This window comes from Corynebacterium guangdongense (assembly GCF_030408915.1).
In the GTDB taxonomy this organism is placed as follows: domain Bacteria; phylum Actinomycetota; class Actinomycetes; order Mycobacteriales; family Mycobacteriaceae; genus Corynebacterium; species Corynebacterium guangdongense.
This window is the reverse complement of sequence record NZ_CP047654.1, coordinates 2,526,702-2,544,546: the sequence shown is the minus strand read 5'-3', so window position 1 is coordinate 2,544,546 and position 17,845 is coordinate 2,526,702. Positions and strand designations below refer to the sequence as shown.

Annotated in this window: 16 protein-coding genes; 10 read left to right on the top strand and 6 right to left on the bottom strand. The window is 68.5% G+C overall.

What is annotated here, in order from left to right; genetic code table 11:
• Positions 1-46: 46 nt before the first annotated feature.
• A complete protein-coding gene (locus CGUA_RS12010) occupies positions 47-874 on the top strand; it encodes a sulfurtransferase (RefSeq protein ID WP_290195990.1) in 828 nt (275 codons plus the stop codon).
• Here the strand turns inward: CGUA_RS12010 and CGUA_RS12005 are convergent.
• The 3 genes from CGUA_RS12005 to CGUA_RS11995 all read right to left on the bottom strand — a co-directional run bounded on the left by CGUA_RS12005 (position 871) and on the right by CGUA_RS11995 (position 3,903).
• The gene (locus CGUA_RS12005) at positions 871-2,475 is read right to left on the bottom strand and encodes an ABC transporter permease (protein ID WP_290195989.1); all 1,605 of its coding nucleotides are present in this window, start codon (positions 2,473-2,475) and stop codon (positions 871-873) included. The two genes, CGUA_RS12010 and CGUA_RS12005, sit on opposite strands and share 4 nt — an antisense overlap.
• Positions 2,472-3,392, bottom strand: coding sequence for an ABC transporter ATP-binding protein (locus tag CGUA_RS12000; RefSeq protein ID WP_290195987.1), 921 nt, complete (start codon positions 3,390-3,392; stop codon positions 2,472-2,474). The genes CGUA_RS12005 and CGUA_RS12000 overlap by 4 nt, the downstream gene beginning before the upstream one ends.
• A 226-nt stretch (positions 3,393-3,618) precedes the next feature.
• Positions 3,619-3,903, bottom strand: coding sequence for a hypothetical protein (locus tag CGUA_RS11995; RefSeq protein WP_290195985.1), 285 nt, complete (start codon positions 3,901-3,903; stop codon positions 3,619-3,621).
• Between the two features lie 401 nt (positions 3,904-4,304).
• Here CGUA_RS11995 and CGUA_RS11990 point away from each other — a divergent pair, with 401 nt between their 5' ends.
• The 7 genes from CGUA_RS11990 to CGUA_RS11960 all read left to right on the top strand — a co-directional run bounded on the left by CGUA_RS11990 (position 4,305) and on the right by CGUA_RS11960 (position 11,861).
• Positions 4,305-5,552, top strand: coding sequence for a TtfA family protein (locus tag CGUA_RS11990; RefSeq protein WP_290195983.1), 1,248 nt, complete (start codon positions 4,305-4,307; stop codon positions 5,550-5,552).
• 59 nt (positions 5,553-5,611) lie between these two features.
• A complete protein-coding gene (pyrE, locus tag CGUA_RS11985; protein ID WP_290195980.1) occupies positions 5,612-6,166 on the top strand; it encodes an orotate phosphoribosyltransferase in 555 nt (184 codons plus the stop codon).
• On the top strand, positions 6,153-6,800 hold the full coding sequence (locus CGUA_RS11980) for a TrmH family RNA methyltransferase (protein WP_290195978.1): 648 nt from the start codon (positions 6,153-6,155) through the stop codon (positions 6,798-6,800). Before pyrE ends, CGUA_RS11980 begins: the two co-directional genes overlap by 14 nt.
• A gap of 56 nt (positions 6,801-6,856) precedes the next feature.
• Positions 6,857-8,050: a glycoside hydrolase family 76 protein gene (locus tag CGUA_RS11975; RefSeq protein ID WP_290195976.1), complete on the top strand. Its 1,194-nt coding sequence runs from the start codon at positions 6,857-6,859 to the stop codon at positions 8,048-8,050.
• Positions 8,051-8,224: 174 nt separating this feature from the next.
• Entirely contained in the window at positions 8,225-9,259 is a 1,035-nt protein-coding gene (gene fbaA / locus CGUA_RS11970; protein ID WP_290195973.1) for a class II fructose-bisphosphate aldolase, read from the top strand.
• Between the two features lie 157 nt (positions 9,260-9,416).
• Positions 9,417-10,667, top strand: a complete 1,251-nt coding sequence (locus tag CGUA_RS11965) for a hypothetical protein (RefSeq protein ID WP_290195971.1) — start codon at positions 9,417-9,419, stop codon at positions 10,665-10,667.
• Positions 10,668-10,760: 93 nt separating this feature from the next.
• Positions 10,761-11,861 carry an FUSC family protein gene (locus CGUA_RS11960; RefSeq protein ID WP_310169343.1) on the top strand — a complete coding sequence of 367 codons (1,101 nt, stop codon included), beginning with the start codon at positions 10,761-10,763 and terminating at the stop codon, positions 11,859-11,861.
• 37 nt (positions 11,862-11,898) lie between these two features.
• Here CGUA_RS11960 and CGUA_RS11955 read toward each other — a convergent pair whose 3' ends face one another.
• The 3 genes from CGUA_RS11955 to CGUA_RS11945 form a co-directional block, all read right to left on the bottom strand.
• On the bottom strand, positions 11,899-12,921 hold the full coding sequence (locus CGUA_RS11955; protein WP_290195967.1) for a PRC and DUF2382 domain-containing protein: 1,023 nt from the start codon (positions 12,919-12,921) through the stop codon (positions 11,899-11,901).
• Between the two features lie 482 nt (positions 12,922-13,403).
• Positions 13,404-14,003 carry a PRC-barrel domain-containing protein gene (locus tag CGUA_RS11950; protein ID WP_290195964.1) on the bottom strand — a complete coding sequence of 200 codons (600 nt, stop codon included), beginning with the start codon at positions 14,001-14,003 and terminating at the stop codon, positions 13,404-13,406.
• A gap of 213 nt (positions 14,004-14,216) precedes the next feature.
• The gene (locus CGUA_RS11945) at positions 14,217-15,203 is read right to left on the bottom strand and encodes a hypothetical protein (RefSeq protein ID WP_290195961.1); all 987 of its coding nucleotides are present in this window, start codon (positions 15,201-15,203) and stop codon (positions 14,217-14,219) included.
• A gap of 76 nt (positions 15,204-15,279) precedes the next feature.
• Here CGUA_RS11945 and CGUA_RS11940 point away from each other — a divergent pair, with 76 nt between their 5' ends.
• Entirely contained in the window at positions 15,280-16,569 is a 1,290-nt protein-coding gene (locus CGUA_RS11940) for an adenylosuccinate synthase (protein ID WP_290195959.1), read from the top strand.
• Positions 16,570-16,600: 31 nt separating this feature from the next.
• The gene (gene purT / locus CGUA_RS11935) at positions 16,601-17,842 is read left to right on the top strand and encodes a formate-dependent phosphoribosylglycinamide formyltransferase (RefSeq protein ID WP_374725049.1); all 1,242 of its coding nucleotides are present in this window, start codon (positions 16,601-16,603) and stop codon (positions 17,840-17,842) included.
• The last annotated feature ends 3 nt before the right edge of the window (positions 17,843-17,845 follow it).

Here is a 17,845-nt window from a genome sequence, read left to right as displayed (position 1 = left end):
CCCGATGTGCCGACGGGGACCCGGTGTTGGGCCTAGACTCTGTCTCATGTCGATTACCGTGTCGCCCGCTGAACTGTACGAGATGATCTACCAGGGCCTGGGTTCCGTCGTGCTGTTCTCCCACTGGGAGAAGGACGAGGGGGGCGGGCTGCGCCACTACCATTCCGAGCACATTCCGACCGCGCACTTCTGCGATCCCGCCCGATCCCTGGCGGGGCTGCCCGGCTCCACCGCGGGCCGGAACCCCCTGCCGGAGCTGTCCTACGTGCAGGCCTCTTTCGACGGCTGGGGTCTGCGCAGTGATCGCCCGGTCATCGTCTACGACGGCGGCCGCGGCCTCTGGGCTTCCCGGGCCTGGTGGACCCTGCGCTGGGCGGGCGTCGAGGACGTCCGCATCCTCGACGGCGGCCAGAAGGCCTGGGAGGAGGCCGGTCACAAGATCGTCGGCGGTCCCGGCAACATCACGGCCACGGACTCGGACATGACCGCCCGGCTCGGGTGCATGCCGACGGCGACCATCGACGACGTCCGCGCGCACAACGGCATCCTGCTCGACGTCCGCGACAGCCGCCGCTTCGCCGGTGAGCGCGAGATCCTCGACCTCAAGGCGGGGCACATTCCGGGCGCGGTCAATCTGCCGGTCACCGAGCTGCTGAACGAGGACTTCACCTTCCGGACCCCGGAGGAGATCCGCGCCCGGCTGGCCGAGGTCGGCGTCACCGACGGCGCCGACGTCATCGTCTACTCCGGCTCCGGCAACCACTCCTCCCAGGCGTTGGCCGCGATGGAGATCGCCGGCGTCCACGGCGTCCGCCACTACATAGGCGGCTGGTCCCAGTGGGCGGCTGACCCGAAGAACCCGGTCGAGCGTTAGGCCTGTCCGGCGTCGCGGCGGCGGAAGCCGAGCACACCGAGGACGGCCAGCGCCACGGCGAGCGCCGTCAGCAGCGCCAGCGTCCACGGCTCCGGCTCTGGCCCCGGCATCAGTGGGGTGTGCCAGAGCGGCGAGAGGCCCCGGGCCCAGTCGGGAAGTTTGAAGAGTTCGCCGAGCATCGAGACGATCGAGGCCCACACCACCACGGCCCACGCCAGGGGGGCCCGGCGCGGCGCGAGGCCGTAAAGGGCCAGCGCGAGTCCGCCGAAGACCAGGACGGCCGGGACATAGGCGAGGGAGGCGAGCGTCAGCTCTCCGATCCATTCCGCCTCCCCCGTCGCCAGGGTCATGCCCAGGCCGGTGGTGGCGCCGAAAATCACCAGGAGCACCAGCGACAGCAGCGTCACCACCGCGGACCAGCCCAGCAGGTAACCGGCCCGGGAGCTGCCGGAGACCAGGGTGATTTCGGTGCGGGTGGAGGTCTCCTCCTCCCGCAGGCGCAGAATCCCGGCCACGATGAGTGCCGCCGGGCCGAGCGCGAGGAAGGACAGAATCAGCGCCCCGAAGGACTGCGTGATGGCCGACATGTCAAACTCGACCCAGTCCTGAAACGCCGGATTCTGGTCGATCATGTCCTGCAGCGAGTTCGCCAGGGAGCCCATCCCGACGGCCATCGCGCCCAGCCCGACGCCCCAGCCCAGAAACATCCCGGAGGTCCGGTGCCAGGCCAGGCCGGCCGGTGAGAGCAGCCGTCGGGGTGCGGCGGCCGGGCCGGGTCGGGTGGCCCGCAGCCCGGCGCCGAGATCGCGTCGATGGGCGAGGGCGGCGGACAGCGCGGTTAGCACCAGCGTGGCGGCCACCGCCAGGAGCATCGGCCACCAGCGCAGGTCGACGTAGGCGCGCATCTGCTGTGCCCAGGCGAAGGGGGAGAACCAGGACAGCCAGGAGCCGGAGTGGTTGATGACGTCGCCGAACCCGCGGACCATGTAGGCCGCGGCGATGGCGCCGAGTCCCATGCCGCGGACGGTGGCGGCGTTGTCGGAGACCTGGGCGGCGACCGCGGTGAAGGCGGCGAACACCATGCCCGCCATCGCGGTGCCCACGCCGGCGGCGACGGAATCCGCCACAGCCCCGCCGGGGATGGCCAGGCCCGCCGCCACGGCGGCCCCGGCCAGGAGGTTGGCGATGGTCACGGTGATCATCGCCGCGGTCGGTGGTGCGAAGCGGCCGACGGGCAGGGCGCGCAGCATTTCCGTGCGCCCGGCCTGCTCATCTGCGCGAGTGTGCCGGGTCATGATCAGCACGCTCATGACGGCGGCCGGGACCATGACGTAGAGCATCAGCTCATTGGCGATGGCGGCCCCGAGCGTGTAGTTTTCGGCGTCGAACAATGGGCCGGTCATCATGATCGCCGCCGGATTGCTCAGCAGCAGGGCGCGGGCCTGCAGGCTGGCGTTGTCGGGGTAGGCGTCCTGCATCGCGATCACCGATGCCCAGACCAGGACGAGGAAGCCGAGCGTCCAGGCGGGGATCTGGATGCGGTCGAGGCGGAGATTGAGGCGCAGTAGCCAGCCGGTGCCTGCAAAAAGATCTCCGGTCATCGCCGGGCCTCCTGCCGGGAGGCGTCCCCGTAGTGGCGAATGAAGAGGTCCTCCAGTGACGGGGGAGTGATCGTCAGGTTGTCGACGCCCAGGGCGGCCAGCTCCGGCAGCAGAGCGGCGATGCGCGGGCCGTCGACGTCGAAGGTGACGCGGCCGCGGTCGACGCTGAAGTCGTGGACGCCCTCGAAGCGGGCGAGGTGGGACGCGTCGGTGCGCGTGGTCGCTGAGACCGTGGAGCGGGTGAGGTGCCGCAGCTCGGTGAGGGTTCCGGACTCGACGTCGTGGCCGGCGCGGATGATGGTGACGCTGTCGCAGAGTTTCTCGACCTCGGAGAGGATGTGGCTGGACAGCAGCACCGTCGCCCCCCGGTCGCGCAGCGCGCGGACCTCCTCGGTGAACACCGCCTCCATCAGCGGGTCGAGGCCGGCGGTCGGTTCGTCGAGGAGGAAGAGTTCCGCCTCGGTCGACAGCGCCGCGACCAGCGAGACCTTCTGGCGGTTGCCCTTGGAGTAGGAACGGGTCTTCTTGGTGGGGTCCAGGTTGAAGCGCTCCAGCAGCTCCGCTTTACGACGCTCGTGGGCGCTCCCCGAGTGATGCCGGGTGAGCACGTCGATCGCCTCGCCGCCGGTGAGGTTCGGCCACAGGGAGGTGTCCCCGGGAACGTAGGCGATGCGCCGGTGGACGGCGACGGCGTCCCGCCAGGGGTCCAGGCCCAGCACCCGGGCGGTGCCCGAGTCCGCCCGGAGCAGACCGAGCAGCACCCGAATGGCGGTGGACTTGCCGGAACCGTTGGGGCCGAGGAAGCCGGTCACCTGCCCGGCGGGCACCGTGAGGGAGAAATTGTCGAGCGCCCGGGTGCTGCCGAACGTCTTCGTCAGGTTCGAGGCGAGAATGGCGGGGCTGCGGGCGTCGCTCATGGCGGACCTTCCTGGGCTGGTCACTCGACGGGCTCCCGGGTGCGTTCCCGGTCATGGCCCCGTCCATCTCAGCCTAAAACCGGCACCGGGCGTTGACAATGGATATGTGACCCCCGCGGCCCCGGCAGGATCAGCGAAGCGGCGCGAGACGGGGGTCTCGCGCCGCTTCGGGGCACACCGCGACCGTGCGGCCGCCGGCTCCGCCCGCTCCCTGCCGGGATCCCTCTTAGAGGTTGGCCTCGAGGCCGGTCTCCAGGTTGAGGTTCAAGCCGCCGTTCTGGGCGGACTCGGTGGCCTCGGCGGCCTCTACGCCGGCCTCGGCACCCAGGCCGAACTGGGAGGACAGGCCGTTGACCTGGGTCTCGGCGCCTGCCTCAGCGGCGGCGTCGTTGGCGCCGAAGAAGTCGAAGGCCTGGGCCCAGGCGTCGATGGCGGACTGGAAGGCGGTGGTGAAGCCCTGGCCGAAAGCCTCGAAGTTGACGAAAAGATCCTGGTAGATGGCGAGATCCATGGGTAATTCTCCTTGGTTGATGCGCCAGCCCGATACTGGTGCGGTGATCCGCGACAAGAAATTTGTCACGTCCTACATGGTGACGGCTGTCGCGTGTCTCTGCCAGTGGGGTGGACCGGCCGGTGTCGCTCACCTGCCTGTGCCTTTAATGGCAGGAACCTGACATTTGCGACCCAACATCGGCGGTGGCCTGCCCTGACGTCCGCGTGGCCCCCTGGACGGGTGAAGGGAGCCGTAACGGACGAGGCCGTTTCCCCGACGAAGGCCGCCCAGGCCGCGGGCGGCGGGGCGATCACCTCAATTCGGGGGCGGCGCGTGGGTCCGTGGCTCTCCGGACCGACGGGAGGTCATGGTGTCGTCAACCCGAAAAATCCCGACTGCGCAAGTACGCTCGATACGTGATGGCTTACCTTGCACTCGTGATCGCGATCGCCGCCGCCGGGGCGGGGGCGTATCTCTGGCGCGTCGACGCGCGCCAGCGCGCGGAGGTCCGCGAGTTGGAGGCGGCCGGAGACGGGAGTGCGCCCGAGACGACGGTGCCTTCATCGGGGGAGGAATCCGAGGAGGGCGAGAACGCCGCGGCGCCGCCGGTCCCGGAGATCATTGACGCCGAGGTCGTCGAGGAGATCCGCGAGGTTCGCGAGGAAGACGAGGAGGAAGGCCCCGCGGAGGAGGGCGAGAAAATCCCGGCGGAGCCCGAGCCCGAGCCCGAGCCTGATCCGGAACCCGAGGACGAACCCGCCCCGAAGGCCGTGCGCCCCCGCCCGTCCGGTCTGCATCTGCCCGGACTCATCCGCCGTGAGCGCAGGTCCTGGGCGGAGGCGAACGGTTTCACGTTCACGCGTCGGGATGCTTTCCTCGTCGACGAATGGTCGCGCGGCGCCGCCGCGACGGGCGCACCCGCCCGCGACATCGTCTCCGGCGGCGCCTACGGCCACGAGCTTCTTCTCATGGACCTCGGCGGCGTCAACGTCATGGCGATGCGCACCGGCAAGGCCTCCGACGTCGTCGTCGACATGCGTCGGGTGGAGTTCGACGACCCGGACAGTAGCGGCGATGACCTGATCCGGGTGCAGGAGACGGAGGGTTTCCGGGTGTACGCGACGGAGGCGGGCGTCGGCAAGCGGCTCGTGGATGTGCGGGTCACGACCGCCCTGTCTCAGCTGCCGGAGTCCGTGACGGCGGTGTGGATGGAGTCGGACTGGGTGCTGGCGCAGACGACGCCGGCGTCGAGAAGCGGGGACTGGGACGCCATGCTCGCTCCGCTCGCGCTGCTCGCCGACGCCGCCCGCGTCCTGCCCCCGCAGGAGGAGGACGTCGACGACATCTGGGTCAGTGACTTCACCCCCTCGCGCCCGGTGGCGCACCCGGTGTCCCCCGAGCGGTTGGCCGCCGTCCCGCCCGTTCCCGGCCCCGACGAGTCGGAGCTGGTGGAGACCCCGCCGGTGGTGCGCCCGGAGGAACCGCTGGAGCTGCCGACGCGCACCCGGGCCGAGTACCGCGGCACGGTCCCACCGCGGGCGCTGGGCGTCGACGACGTGGAGGCCATCGCCGACGGGCGGGAGACGGACCCGGGCAGCGACGGCACCCGCATCCTCCGCCGCTTCCGGTCGGGCCCCTCCATCTTCGGCGACGGCGAGGAGGACTAGACCTGTCGGCGCCGAGTAGGATCGGGGCGGCATAACCCCCGATCCGGCAGGAGAAGTACATGAGCGCACCGACCGTCGACCAGGCCAGGCTGGCCGAGCTGGCTGAGCTGGTCAAGGAACTGGCCGTCGTCCACGGCAAGGTCACCCTCTCGTCCGGCAAGGAGGCCGACTACTACGTCGACCTTCGTCGCGCGACCCTGCACGCCCGTGCGTCGCGGCTCATCGGCCAGCTCCTGCGCGAGCTGACCGCGGACTGGGACTACGTCGCCGTCGGCGGACTGACCCTGGGCGCGGATCCCGTCGCCACCTCCGTGATGCACTCCGAAGGCCGCGAGATCCACGCCTTCGTCGTGCGCAAGGAGGCCAAGAAGCACGGCATGCAGCGCCGGGTGGAGGGGCCGGACGTCGTCGGTAAGCGGGTGCTCGTCGTCGAGGACACCACCACGACCGGCAACTCCCCACTCACCGCCGTCGCCGCCTTGCGCGAGGCGGGCGCGGAGGTCGTCGGTGTGGCCACCGTCGTCGACCGCGCCACCGGCGCCGGCGACGTCATCGCCGCTGAGGGACTCGAGTACCGCTACCTGCTGGGGCTGTCCGACCTTGGACTCGCTTAAGGGTCCGACGGAGTGGCACGAGGGCCGGCACGGCGTCGGCCCGTGGCAGGGGCCGACGCCCGACGATCCCCGCTACGATCCCGAGCTGCTCGCAGAGGGCGACCGCCGCAACGTCGTCGACGCCTACCGCTACTGGCGTCGGGAAGCGATCATCGCCGATATTGACGCCCGCCGGCACCCGCTGCACATCGCCATCGAGAACTTCGAGAACGACGCGAACATCGGCACCGTGGTCCGTACCGCCAACGCCTTCGCCGTGGACACGGTCCATATCGTCGGGCGTCGCCGGTGGAACCGCCGCGGGGCCATGGTCACCGACCGCTACCAGCACCTGATGCACCACCCCGACGTGCATTCGCTGCTGGTGTGGGCCATCCGCAACGACCTGACCGTCGTCGCCATCGACAACACCCCCGGATCGGTTCCGCTGGAAACGGCGGAGCTGCCCCGCGAGTGCCTGCTCCTCTTCGGGCAGGAGGGGCCGGGGGTCAGCGAGGAGGCGCAGGAGGGTGCGCTGATGACATGCTCGATCGCGCAGTTCGGTTCGACGCGCTCCATCAACGCCGGCGTCGCCGCCGGCATCGCCATGCACGCCTGGATCCGGCAGCATGCGGACCTGGGCGCCTCCTGGTGAGCCCGATTTCGATTACGATCGGCTGACACACCTGGCCTGAGGAGCGATAGACAACCGTGCACGAAAAGTGGTCCCACCGCGCTGACCTTGCTGAAAGCGCCATCAACGACCGGCATGCCTCCCGCCTGTGGGGCCTGCCGCGGACCAACCTTGCCGTGGTCAGCTGGCCACCGGTGATGAAGGAAAAGCTTTTCGCGCACTGGCATTACTGGTGGCAGGCCCACTACCTCGACTGTCTGGTCGACGCCGCCACCCGGCACCCGACCAAGGCACGTCGCCGCCGGGTCGTCAACACCATGCGCGGCATGATCGTGCGCAACGGCGGTCAACTCGTCAACAACCGCTACTACGACGACAAGGCGTGGCTGGCGTTGGCGATGGCCCGGGCCAACGGCCTGGAGAAGGTCACCGCCCCCCGGAGGCAGCTCGAGTCCCTGGAGATCAACATCATCGGCGGCATCGACTCGCTAACCGGGGTGCTCCCGTGGCGGGCCGACGCGAATTTCTACAACGTCCCCTCGAACGGGCCGGCGGCAATCATGATGGCGCGCACCGGGCGGCTGGATCAGGCGATCGAGATCGTCGACTGGATCCTCGACAACCTCATCGACGACGACGGGCTGGTCATGGACGGCATCCGCATGCAGATGCACGGCCCTGAGGTGGTCTCCGCCATCCACCCCTACAACCAGGGCACCGTGCTCGGCGCGTGTCTGGAAATCGCCCTGGAACTGCGCCAGCGCGCCGGGTTGGGGCCGGGGGAGGCGATCGAGGGTGTCCTGGACGCCGAGCGCGCCGACGACGCGATGCGCTTCATCACCCGAATCCGCTCCCTGGTGCAGGCGATCGCGACGCACCTGGCGACTCCGCAGGGCGTCATCGACTGGGACACCGGTGACGGCGACGGTGGCCTGTTCAAGGGCATCCTCGCCCGTTATCTGGCCGACGTCGCCGTGCGGCTGCCGGGCGATTCCCCGGCGAACCGGGCGACGAAGAAGATCGCGGCCCGCCTGGTCACCGCCTCGGCCACGTCGGTATGGAACCACCGCCTCGAGGTCGACGGGCTCCCGATCTTCGCTACCGACTGGACCGACGACGCCCGCCTGCCCCACAACTACGGGCTGGGCCCGAGCACGCTCGGCGAAGCCGTCAGCGTCGTCCGCATCGCGGAGCGTGACCTCTCGGTCCAATTGTCCGGGTGGATGCTGCTGGAGGCGGCGGTCACGGTCATTCCGAAGGACGCCGCGTAGGTTCCTCCCCTCCTCGGCGGGGGCAGTGGGGAGGGAGCGAATCCGGGCGCGGTTCAGGGAAACCAGGCATACTGGTCCCGTAGCGTCGCCGGTCCTGCCGGGTCCGCCGAGGACACCAGGACAGAGCCGGGACGCCAGGAACAAATATCCCATCGTGACGGAGGCTCCACAGATATGCCCATCGCAACTCCTGAGGTCTACAACGAGATGCTCGATCGCGCCAAGGAAGGCGGCTACGCTTACCCGGCGATCAACTGCACCTCGTCTGAAACCATCAACGCTGCCCTGAAGGGTTTCGCTGAGGCCGAGTCCGACGGCATCATCCAGTTCTCCACCGGTGGTGCAGAGTTCGGCTCCGGTCTGGGCGTCAAGAACATGGTCGCCGGCGCCACCGCCCTGGCCGCCTTCGCACACGAGGCCGCGAAGAACTACGGCATCAACGTCGCGCTGCACACCGACCACTGCCAGAAGGAGAAGCTGGACACCTACGTCCGTCCGCTGATCGCCATCTCGCAGGAGCGCGTCGACCGCGGTGAGCTGCCGCTGTTCCAGTCCCACATGTGGGACGGCTCCGCCATCGAGCTGGACGAGAATCTCCAGATCGGCCAGGAACTGCTGGCGTCGGCCAAGGCCGCCAACATCATCCTCGAGGTGGAGATCGGTGTCGTCGGCGGTGAGGAGGACGGCGTCACGGGTGAGACCGGCGACAAGATGTACACCTCCCCGGCGGACTTCGAGAAGACCGTCGACGCGCTCGGTCTGGGTGAGAACGGCCGCTACCTGCTGGCCGCCACCTTCGGCAACGTCCACGGCGTCTACAAGCCGGGCAACGTCAAGCTGCGCCCGGAGATCCTCCGCGCCGGTCAGGACGTCGCCGTCAGGAAGGCTGGCCTCGAGGCCGGTGCGAAGCCCTTCGACCTGGTGTTCCACGGTGGTTCCGGCTCCTCCGTCGAGGAGATCGAGGAGGCGCTGTCCTACGGCGTCATCAAGATGAACGTCGACACCGACACCCAGTACGCCTTCACCCGCCCGATCGTCTCGCACATGTTCCAGAACTACGACGGTGTGCTGAAGATCGACGGCGAGGTCGGCAACAAGAAGTTCTACGACCCGCGCTCCTACATGAAGAAGGCCGAGCAGTCGATGTCCGAGCGCGTCATCGAGTCCTGCCAGGACCTGCACTCCGTGGGTAAGTCCGTCTCGAAGTAGGACCCAGGGAGACTCCCCCGAGCGGAGTGTCGAAGGCCCGTGTCGCGGTATCGCGATGCGGGCCTTCTGGCGTCGATAAAACAACTAGTATTGATAAGAAAACTGTGGTTCACTTCGTTCATCCGTTTCGAGCAGCAGGGAAGAAAGGCGGGGCAGCATGCGTCCTCAGACAGCTTTCCTTGGCCCGGCCCTCGTCGCCGCCGTCGTCGCCGGGGCCATGGTCGGGCACGCTGCCGTCGGCCAGGAGGAGCGGGAGGACAGGGAGGAGAAGCCCTCGGTCAACCTGAACGAGACCGGGCCCGAGCCGTTGTCGAAGATCTCCCCGGACGTCTCCCTCGAGGTCACCGACACGCACTACCGCTTCACCGTCACCCCCGGCATCCAGACCGACGATCGCAACCTCGCCGTGCTGGGCCAGTCCTGGGTCGGGGCGCACATTTGTGAGGATCCCGACCTGCCCTTCGCACGGGCCCCGGAGAACACCGACCTGGTCCATGACGGCGGCGAAATCCGCGTCGTCTACCTGGAACAGGACGAGGACGACGCGGGCTGCTGGAACCTCCGCCTGGGGCAGCGCTGGACGATGGAGGAGGGGCTGCTGGTCAACAACCCGAGGCACCCCTACTTCCGGAATCTCGGCTTCCCCTTCCCGGATCTGCATTTCATCCCGCCCGCGACGCTGACGCTCACCGTTCCCCACGGGGGAGGCGACGGTGACGCCGGGGAGGCGAGAGCGGAGGTCTTCGCCGGGCGCGTCATGGATCGCGGGGTGGCGGTGCGGGAGGAGACCCTGCGGTACCTGGGTCGCGCCGAGGCCGACCGCTTCGGCATCACGCAGTGCCGCTGGGAATACCGGCACCTGGCGGAGCACACCGACGTGGCGGACTCCGGCGTCTGGCTGCGCTTCGCCGAAATCGCCTCCTCGGCGACCGAGGTCCCGCTGGCCTGGGCGGAGGCGGGGATGACGTGGCAGGACATGGGGCACGCGGAGTCGTTGACGGTGGAGGTGACCGGTCCGGACGGTGACGTGCGTGCGCTGAGCGCCGCCCCGGAATCCCTCGCGCCCACACTGGCCACCGACACCGACAAAGCACGACTGGCGACGCAGCGGGTGCTGGCCCGATTCGACACCACCTCGACCGGGTACTACGCCTCGGACGAGTGGCTGGAGCCGGGCACGATGGTCGACGTGAGGGGGATCCTCGTCGGCCGATGCCTGGACCCGGAGGACGTGGACGAGGAGGGCTTCGTCTCCGACCGCAGCGCGTGGTCGGATCTGAGCGCGCAGGTCGTGGTGTCCCGGCCGGCGGAGGAGGCGGCTGTCTCGCTGGATTCTGAGCCGCATGGCGTCGGCCCGGAGGACGAGTTTCCTGAGAACTCCCGCGCTCCCGATCCGTTGGCGGACTGAGCGGATAACGTGGTCGCCATGGCGTCACAGAGAATGGGTGCCCGGCAGCGGCTTAGGGCATTCGATGAATCACTTCAGACCCGGCTCCGGCGCGTGCGGGGGCGATTGTGGTCGATCCTGCAGGTAGCCCTCGGCGCGGGAATCGCGTACTGGCTGGCGATGTCCGTGCTGGGCCACGTGCAGCCGTTTTTCGCGCCGATCACGGTCGTCATCGTGCTCGGGCTCTCCGGCGGGGAGCGGATCAACAAGGCGATGGAGATGGCGCTGGGTTGCGTGGTCGGCGTGCTGGTCGGTGACCTGATGTTCCTCGGTGCCGGGAGCGGAGGCTGGCAGATCGCAGTCGCCGTCGCGGTGGCGCTGGTCGTGGCGTCGTTCCTGTCCAAATCCACGCTGGTGTCCAATCAGGTCGCGATCGGTTCCATCCTCATCGTCACGATCATGCCCCCCGGCGGCGAATCGACCGGGGTGGACCGCACGCTGGACGCCATCGTCGGCTCGGCGGTCGCGATGATCATCATCGCGTTGCTCCCCACGTCCCCGTTGGCGGCGGGGCGTCGGGAAGCGTCGAAGGTGCTGAGCATGGTGTCCTCCGTCCTGGACGACGTCGCCGACGGGCTCCGCGGCGGGGAGGAGCGGCTGGTCGAGGAGGCCCTGATCGCGGCCCGCGGCTCCCAGAAGCAGATCAACTCCATGGCCGCCGCGGCGCGCTCGGGCGCGGAATCGACACGGATCTCGCCGTTGTTGTGGTCGCGCAGGCGCAACGTCCGGCACCTTGAGCGCGTCGTCGCGCCCGCCGACAACGCCATCCGCAACGCGCGGGTGCTGGCCCGGCGTGCACTGGTCCTCGTCCAGGATCAGGATTACGCCTCCGTGACGGAGCAGCAGCTGGCGCTTCTCGACGAGCTCTCCGAGATCGCCCTCACCCTCTCCGACGTCTACGCCGGGCGTGATCAGCTGGATGAGGCCATCGAGATTCCGGACCTGGTGAATCAGCTGCGGTCTCTCGGCGCCCGCTCGGGCATTGAGGCCGCAGGGGAGGACCCGGTGCTCAGCTCCTATGCGGTGCTCGCGCAGACCCGTTCGATCATCACCGACCTGCTGGAGGTCTGCGGCATGTCGCGTGAGTCCGCCGTCGCCGTGCTGGCGCCCACGTCAGAAACCCCGGCCTTCCCGCCCGAGGTTCGGGAGGATTAGGCCGGGGTTCCGGAGTTAAGCGGTGCGCTGAGCTGGCTTAGCGACGCAGGTCGTCGCGGTCCAGGTTGCCGTCGTTGTCGCGGTCCAGCGGGTTGCGGGTGCGGTCGCCGGGCAGGTTGCCGTCACGGTCACGGTCCAGCGGGTTGCGGGTGCGGTCGCCGGTGAAGTTGCTGTCGTTGTCGACGCCGTCGACGTCGACACGCTCCTTGGCGACATCCTCGGTGACGGTCTCGGTGTCACGGACGGTGGTCTTCTCCAGGCCGACCTTCTCCACCGGGACGGACTCCTTGGTCACGGTGACGCGGTCCTCGTGCAGGGTGACGGAGGCCTCGTCCTCGCCGAGTTCGCCGACGCGCCCCTCCGCGGCGTCTCGGTCGATCGGGGTGCGCTCCACCCGGACCTCTTCGCGCTCGACCGGGACTTCGACGGTCTCGGTGTCGTGGACGACGTACTTGCGCAGTCGTGCCTCACCGGTATTGACGCGCTCCTTGTCGACGTGCAGTCGCTCCTCCGAGCGGACGATGGCGTTGTCGTCGGCGTCGACGTCCACGCCGTGGGTGCGGTCACGATCCCAGTCACGGTCACCGGTCAGGTCGCGATCTCGGTCCAGATCGCGGTCACGGCCCGGGTTGACGTCGGTGGCCACGTCCTGGTTGCGCCAGCCCTCGCGTTCCGGATCGGTGCCGCCGAACCCGGCTCGACGACGGTCGTCGGTGTAGTCCGGGTGGTAGGTCGTGCGGTTCTCGGTGTTGGAGAGGCCGTAGTGGTTGTACAGGCGGTCCTGGTCCTCACGGGAAAGGTGCGCGTCCGCGTCCAGGTTCGGGGCGTCCTTGATGCGGTCCTTCGGGAACGCCAGGGTGAGGTGGTCGTTCTCCAGGGAGTGACCGCGCAGCGGGACCAGGGAGGAGCTCATGCCGAACAGGCCGTGGTTGACCTCGATGAAATCCGGCTGGCCAGAGTTGTCGTTGATGTAGACCTCGTTAACCTTGCCCAGCTTGTCGCCGTCAACGTCATAAGCGGTGGCGTCGAGGAGCTCGCGAATCTGTCGGTTGGTAGCCATAAGGTGATCCTCCGTAAGCGTGGTCGATGGTGAGATTTTTCTTTGATTCCCGTGGGTCAGCGTTTTGTCGTGCTGACCAACAACACCGACGCTAGGGAAACCGCCAACGGATTTCTACCTCGTCTGAGCGATTCTCAGCATCAATTCGCCTGACAGGAAGTCGTAGGGTTTTGCGATGGAAAAGCCAGGTGGAACGCGTTATTCGCCGCCTGGGGGTGTGGGCCGGGCTGGTTGGCGCTGGTTGTGGCGGACTTCTTCTTCCGTAGATTTAGCTGTATTTCTGAGAGATCGACAGGAAACCATCGAGCGGCCGAGCGTGAAGGGGCGGGCACCGGGTCTCAGGACGATAAATTTTTCCCTTGGTAAGACTTGTCGGAAGCGTGAATATAATTGCTTCGTGGGCGTGGACGCGACGTCGGGCGGTCGGAAACGCCCGACACCCCGACCCTCCTTGCCGGGGTCGGGGTGGTCGAGGTGGTCGGTCAGCGGTGCTCGGTCGCCTCGTCGGTGCGATCCACGACGTGTACCTCGTCGCGCTCGGACATGTCCTCCGCCCCCTCGATCACGTACCAGTGGGTCCCCTGCCCCGTGTCCTCGGTGGTCGGTCGGGTGGCCCACTGCTCGGCTGCGGCCCCAGTGCGGCCCGGATTGACCTCCGTGGCGACGTCCAGATTTCGCCGGGCCTCCGTCTCGGAGTGGGTCGCCGGAGTGCCGCCCCGGGCCCGGGGGCCTTCGGCGGGGTCCGCTTCGCGGGGAGGGAGGTCCTCCCCGTCCTCCAGTCCGTAGTGGGCGTGGAAGCGCTTCCGATCACCGCGGGAGAGATGCGCGTAGGACTCGAAGTCCGGTGCTTTCCGGATGAGGGCCTTCGGGAAGGCCAGGGTGAGGTGGTCGTGGTCGAGGGTGTGGCCGTGAAGCGGGACCAGCGAGGTCCCCCGGCCGAAGCGCCCGTGGTGGATTTCCACGAAGTCGGGCTGGCTGGTGTCGTCGTTGAGGTAGACCTCCGTGACCTTGCCCAGCCGGTCGCCGTTGATGTCGTAGGCCGTGGCTGCGAAAAGGTCGTGGATCTGTCGGTTGGTGGCCATCGTTCTTCCTTCTTGTCGCGTCGGTCGTGGCGGACGCCTCGCGGGGGAGAAATCCGCCACGTCAATGGGTCAAAGAAGGGTGATGTGCGGCAACAGTATTGCGCTGACTATGCCTCTCAGGGTAGTCCACGGTGGCGAGGGAGTGAACCCTCTCCGGACTGCTCACGCGGGGAGTGCGATCGGTGCGCCCACCCCTGGACGGTGCGGCCCGCCCTAGATCCGGACGATCTGGAGGTCGCGGAGATGGCGGTAGAAGGTGACCCGCTTGACTGGCCGCGGGCCCGGCACGCCGTCGATCGTGACCCGGAGATCGACGCCGCCGGCCTGGACGGCGCGGCCGCTGAGCAGCGAACGCGGATCAATGCCCGCCGGTTCCAGCGGGGCCCGGTCGACCAGCCAGCTCAGGCCGGGGGTCTCCGACCACGCCTGGACCTGCGCCGGAGTCAGGGAACGCGACATCAGGGAACCGATGGCGCCACGCAGGCCGCGGCCGCCGCGGTTCTCCTCTGCCACGGTGAGGGGCGTCGTCAAGCGGACGGCGGCGATGCCCGGGGCGTCGGTCATGGGGACCAGCTTCACGCCGAACTGGCCGTAGAAGCGGGCCCGGGTGTTGCGGACCTTCTCCGGGTAAATGAGGGTGGCGTCGTCGACGATGACCTCGGCGTCGAGGGTGCCGCCGTCGACGGCGGAGATCGTGGCGGAACCGGCGACGACGATGCTGGCGTCGTTGCGGATGACCGGGGCGGGGCGGACGGTGCCGGCGCAGGCCAGCCGGAAGGCGGCCGCGCGGTTGGCGGGCAGCGACCAGTTGGTGGCGGCCGCCGAGTCCGGGTGGAGGGGGACATAGCCGACGGTCGCCCAGAGGTAGTCGGCGCGCATCATCCGGGTCAGGACAGCCGACAGCGCCGCGTCGGAGCCGACGACGACGAAGCGCAGCTCGCGCCCGGGCCGCTGCGGCGCGAAGTCCGGGGCGCCGAGGTGGCCGACGTCGGGCCGGGCGGAAATCTCGTCCAGCGAGGGGGTCGGATCGACGGGCAGCTCCTCGAGGGCCGCCTCGTCCAGGGGGCGCAGTTCCTGGCGGGCCGGGACCGCCGAAAGGTCCAGCACCTCCAGGGAATCAATGTTGACCAGTTCCCGCAGCACACTCAGCTGGGGCACCTCCACTTCCGGGGCACCGCAGCGCACGACGATCAGACGCATGAAGATGGAGTCTAACGCCGGGCCAGGTAGTATCACGTATCGTCCCAACCCCTTTCTAGGAAGACTGACGAGAAATATGGCTGCAATCGTGATCGTGGGTGCTCAGTGGGGCGACGAAGGAAAGGGCAAGGCCACCGACATTCTCGGCGGTCTGGTCGACTACGTCGTCAAGCCGAACGGCGGCAACAACGCCGGCCACACCGTTGTCGTAGGCGGAGAGAAGTATGAGCTGAAGCTCCTTCCCGCCGGAGTTCTGAGTGAGAACGCCACGCCGATTCTCGGCAACGGCGTCGTCATCAACCTGCAGGCCCTGTTCGAGGAGGTGGACGGGCTCGAGGCGCGCGGCGCCGATGCCTCCCGTCTGCGCATTTCCGCCAACGCGCACCTGGTGGCGCCGTACCACCAGACCATGGACCGCGTGCAGGAGCGCTTCCTGGGCAAGCGGGCCATCGGCACCACCGGCCGTGGCATCGGCCCGGCCTACTCCGACAAGGTCGGCCGCGTGGGCATCCGTGTGCAGGACATTTTCGACGAGTCCATTCTGCGGCAGAAGGTGCAGTCCGCGCTCGACGTCAAGAACCAGATGCTGGTCAAGATGTACAACCGCAAGGCCATCGACGCCGAGGAAATCGTGCAGTACTTCCTGGGTTACCGGGAGCGCCTCGAGCCGATGGTCATCGACTCCGAGTACGTCCTGAACAAGGCCCTCGACGAGGGCAAGCACGTCCTCATGGAGGGCGGCCAGGCCACCATGCTCGACGTCGACCACGGCACCTACCCCTTCGTCACGTCCTCCAACCCGACCTCGGGCGGCGCCTGCGTCGGCGCCGGCATCGGCCCGACCCGCGTCACCCACGTGCTGGGCATCATCAAGGCCTACACCACCCGCGTCGGCGCCGGCCCGTTCCCGACCGAGCTCTTCGACAAGTGGGGGGAGTTCCTGCAGGTCACCGGCGGTGAGGTCGGCGTGAACACCGGCCGTGTCCGTCGCACCGGCTGGTACGACTCGGTCATCGCCCGCTACGCCGCGCGCGTCAACGGCGTCACCGACTACTTCCTCACCAAGCTGGACGTGCTCACCGGCATCGGGGAGATCCCGATCTGCGTGGCCTACGAGGTCGACGGCGAGCGCTTCGACGAGATGCCGCTGACCCAGTCGCAGTTCCACCATGCCGAGCCGATCTACGAGACCATGCCCGCCTGGGACGAGGACATCACCGGCTGCACCACCTTCGAGGAGCTGCCGGAGAAGGCCCGGGACTACGTCCTGCGCCTGGAGGAGCTCTCCGGCGCCCGCATGTCCTACATCGGCGTCGGACCGGGCCGCGACCAGACCATCGTCCGCCACGACGTCATGGCCGACTAGATCAACCTAGATCAGTGAAGAAGGGGAGCTTGTGACGGTGGATCAACGACCGGTGCAGAGGCTGGGCAGCCCCACCACGGGCAACGCCACCAAGGTGCTGCTGCTCGGCGGCGGGGAGATCGGCAAGGAGCTGACGATCTCGTTCCAGAAGCTGGGTCTGGAGGTGCATGCCGTCGACAAGTTCCCGAATGCGCCGGCACACCAGGTCGCGCAGTTCGCGCATGTCGCGGACGCCACCGATCCCGGCCAGGTACGTTCCCTCGTTCAGCGCGTGCGCCCGGACTTCGTCGTCCCGGAGATCGAGACCGTCGCCACCGACGCCCTCGCGGAAGTCGCGGAGTCGAAGCGGGTCACCGTCGTTCCGACGGCGCGCGCCTGTGACCTCTCCGTCGGCAAGGAGTCCATCCGCACCATCGCCCACGACGAGCTGGGCCTGCCGACGACCGCGTACTGCTTCGCCAGCACCCGGGAGGAGTACGAGGCCGCCTTCGAGAAGCTGGGCTATCCCTGCATCGTCAAGCCGGAGGTCTCCACCTCGGGACGCGGTCACACCCTGGTCCGCGGCCCCGAGGACATCGACGACGCGTGGCAGCAGGCCCTGCGCTCCTCCCCGGGTACCCGTTCCTCCGGCCAGGTCGTCGTCGAGCGCTTCGTCGACTTCGACTACGAGGTCACGATCCTCGCCGTGCGCTCCATCGACCCGGAGACCGGTGAGCTGGCGACCTGGTTCTGCGAGCCGATCGGAACCCGCCACTCCGGCGGCGACCTGGTGGAGTGCTGGCAGCCGATGGAGATGAGCGAGCGCGCCATGGACAACGCCCGTTCCGTGGCCGCCCGCATCACCAACGAGCTCGGCGGCCGCGGCGTCTACGGCGTCGAACTCTTCGTCGCCGGCGACGAGGTCTACTTCTCCTCCGTCAGCCCCCGCCCGGCCGACGCCGGCATGCTCACGTTAGCAACTCAGCGCTTCTCCGAGTTCGACCTGCACGTCCGCGCCGTTCTCGGCCTGCCCATCGACGTCACGCTCACCACTCCGGGCGCCGCCGTCGTGCTGCACGCCGACGACCAGTCCCGCAGCGTGAGCTACACCGGGCTTGCCGACGCCCTGGCCGTCACGGAGGCGGATGTGCGGCTCTTCGGCAAGTCCACCTCCTACGACGGCCGCCGTATGGGCCTGGCCCTGGCGACCGGCGAGAGCGTCGAAACCGCCCGTCAGCGAGCCGCCGAGGCGGCCGCCAAGATCAGTATCGAGACCTCCCGTCAGAAGGTGTAGGAC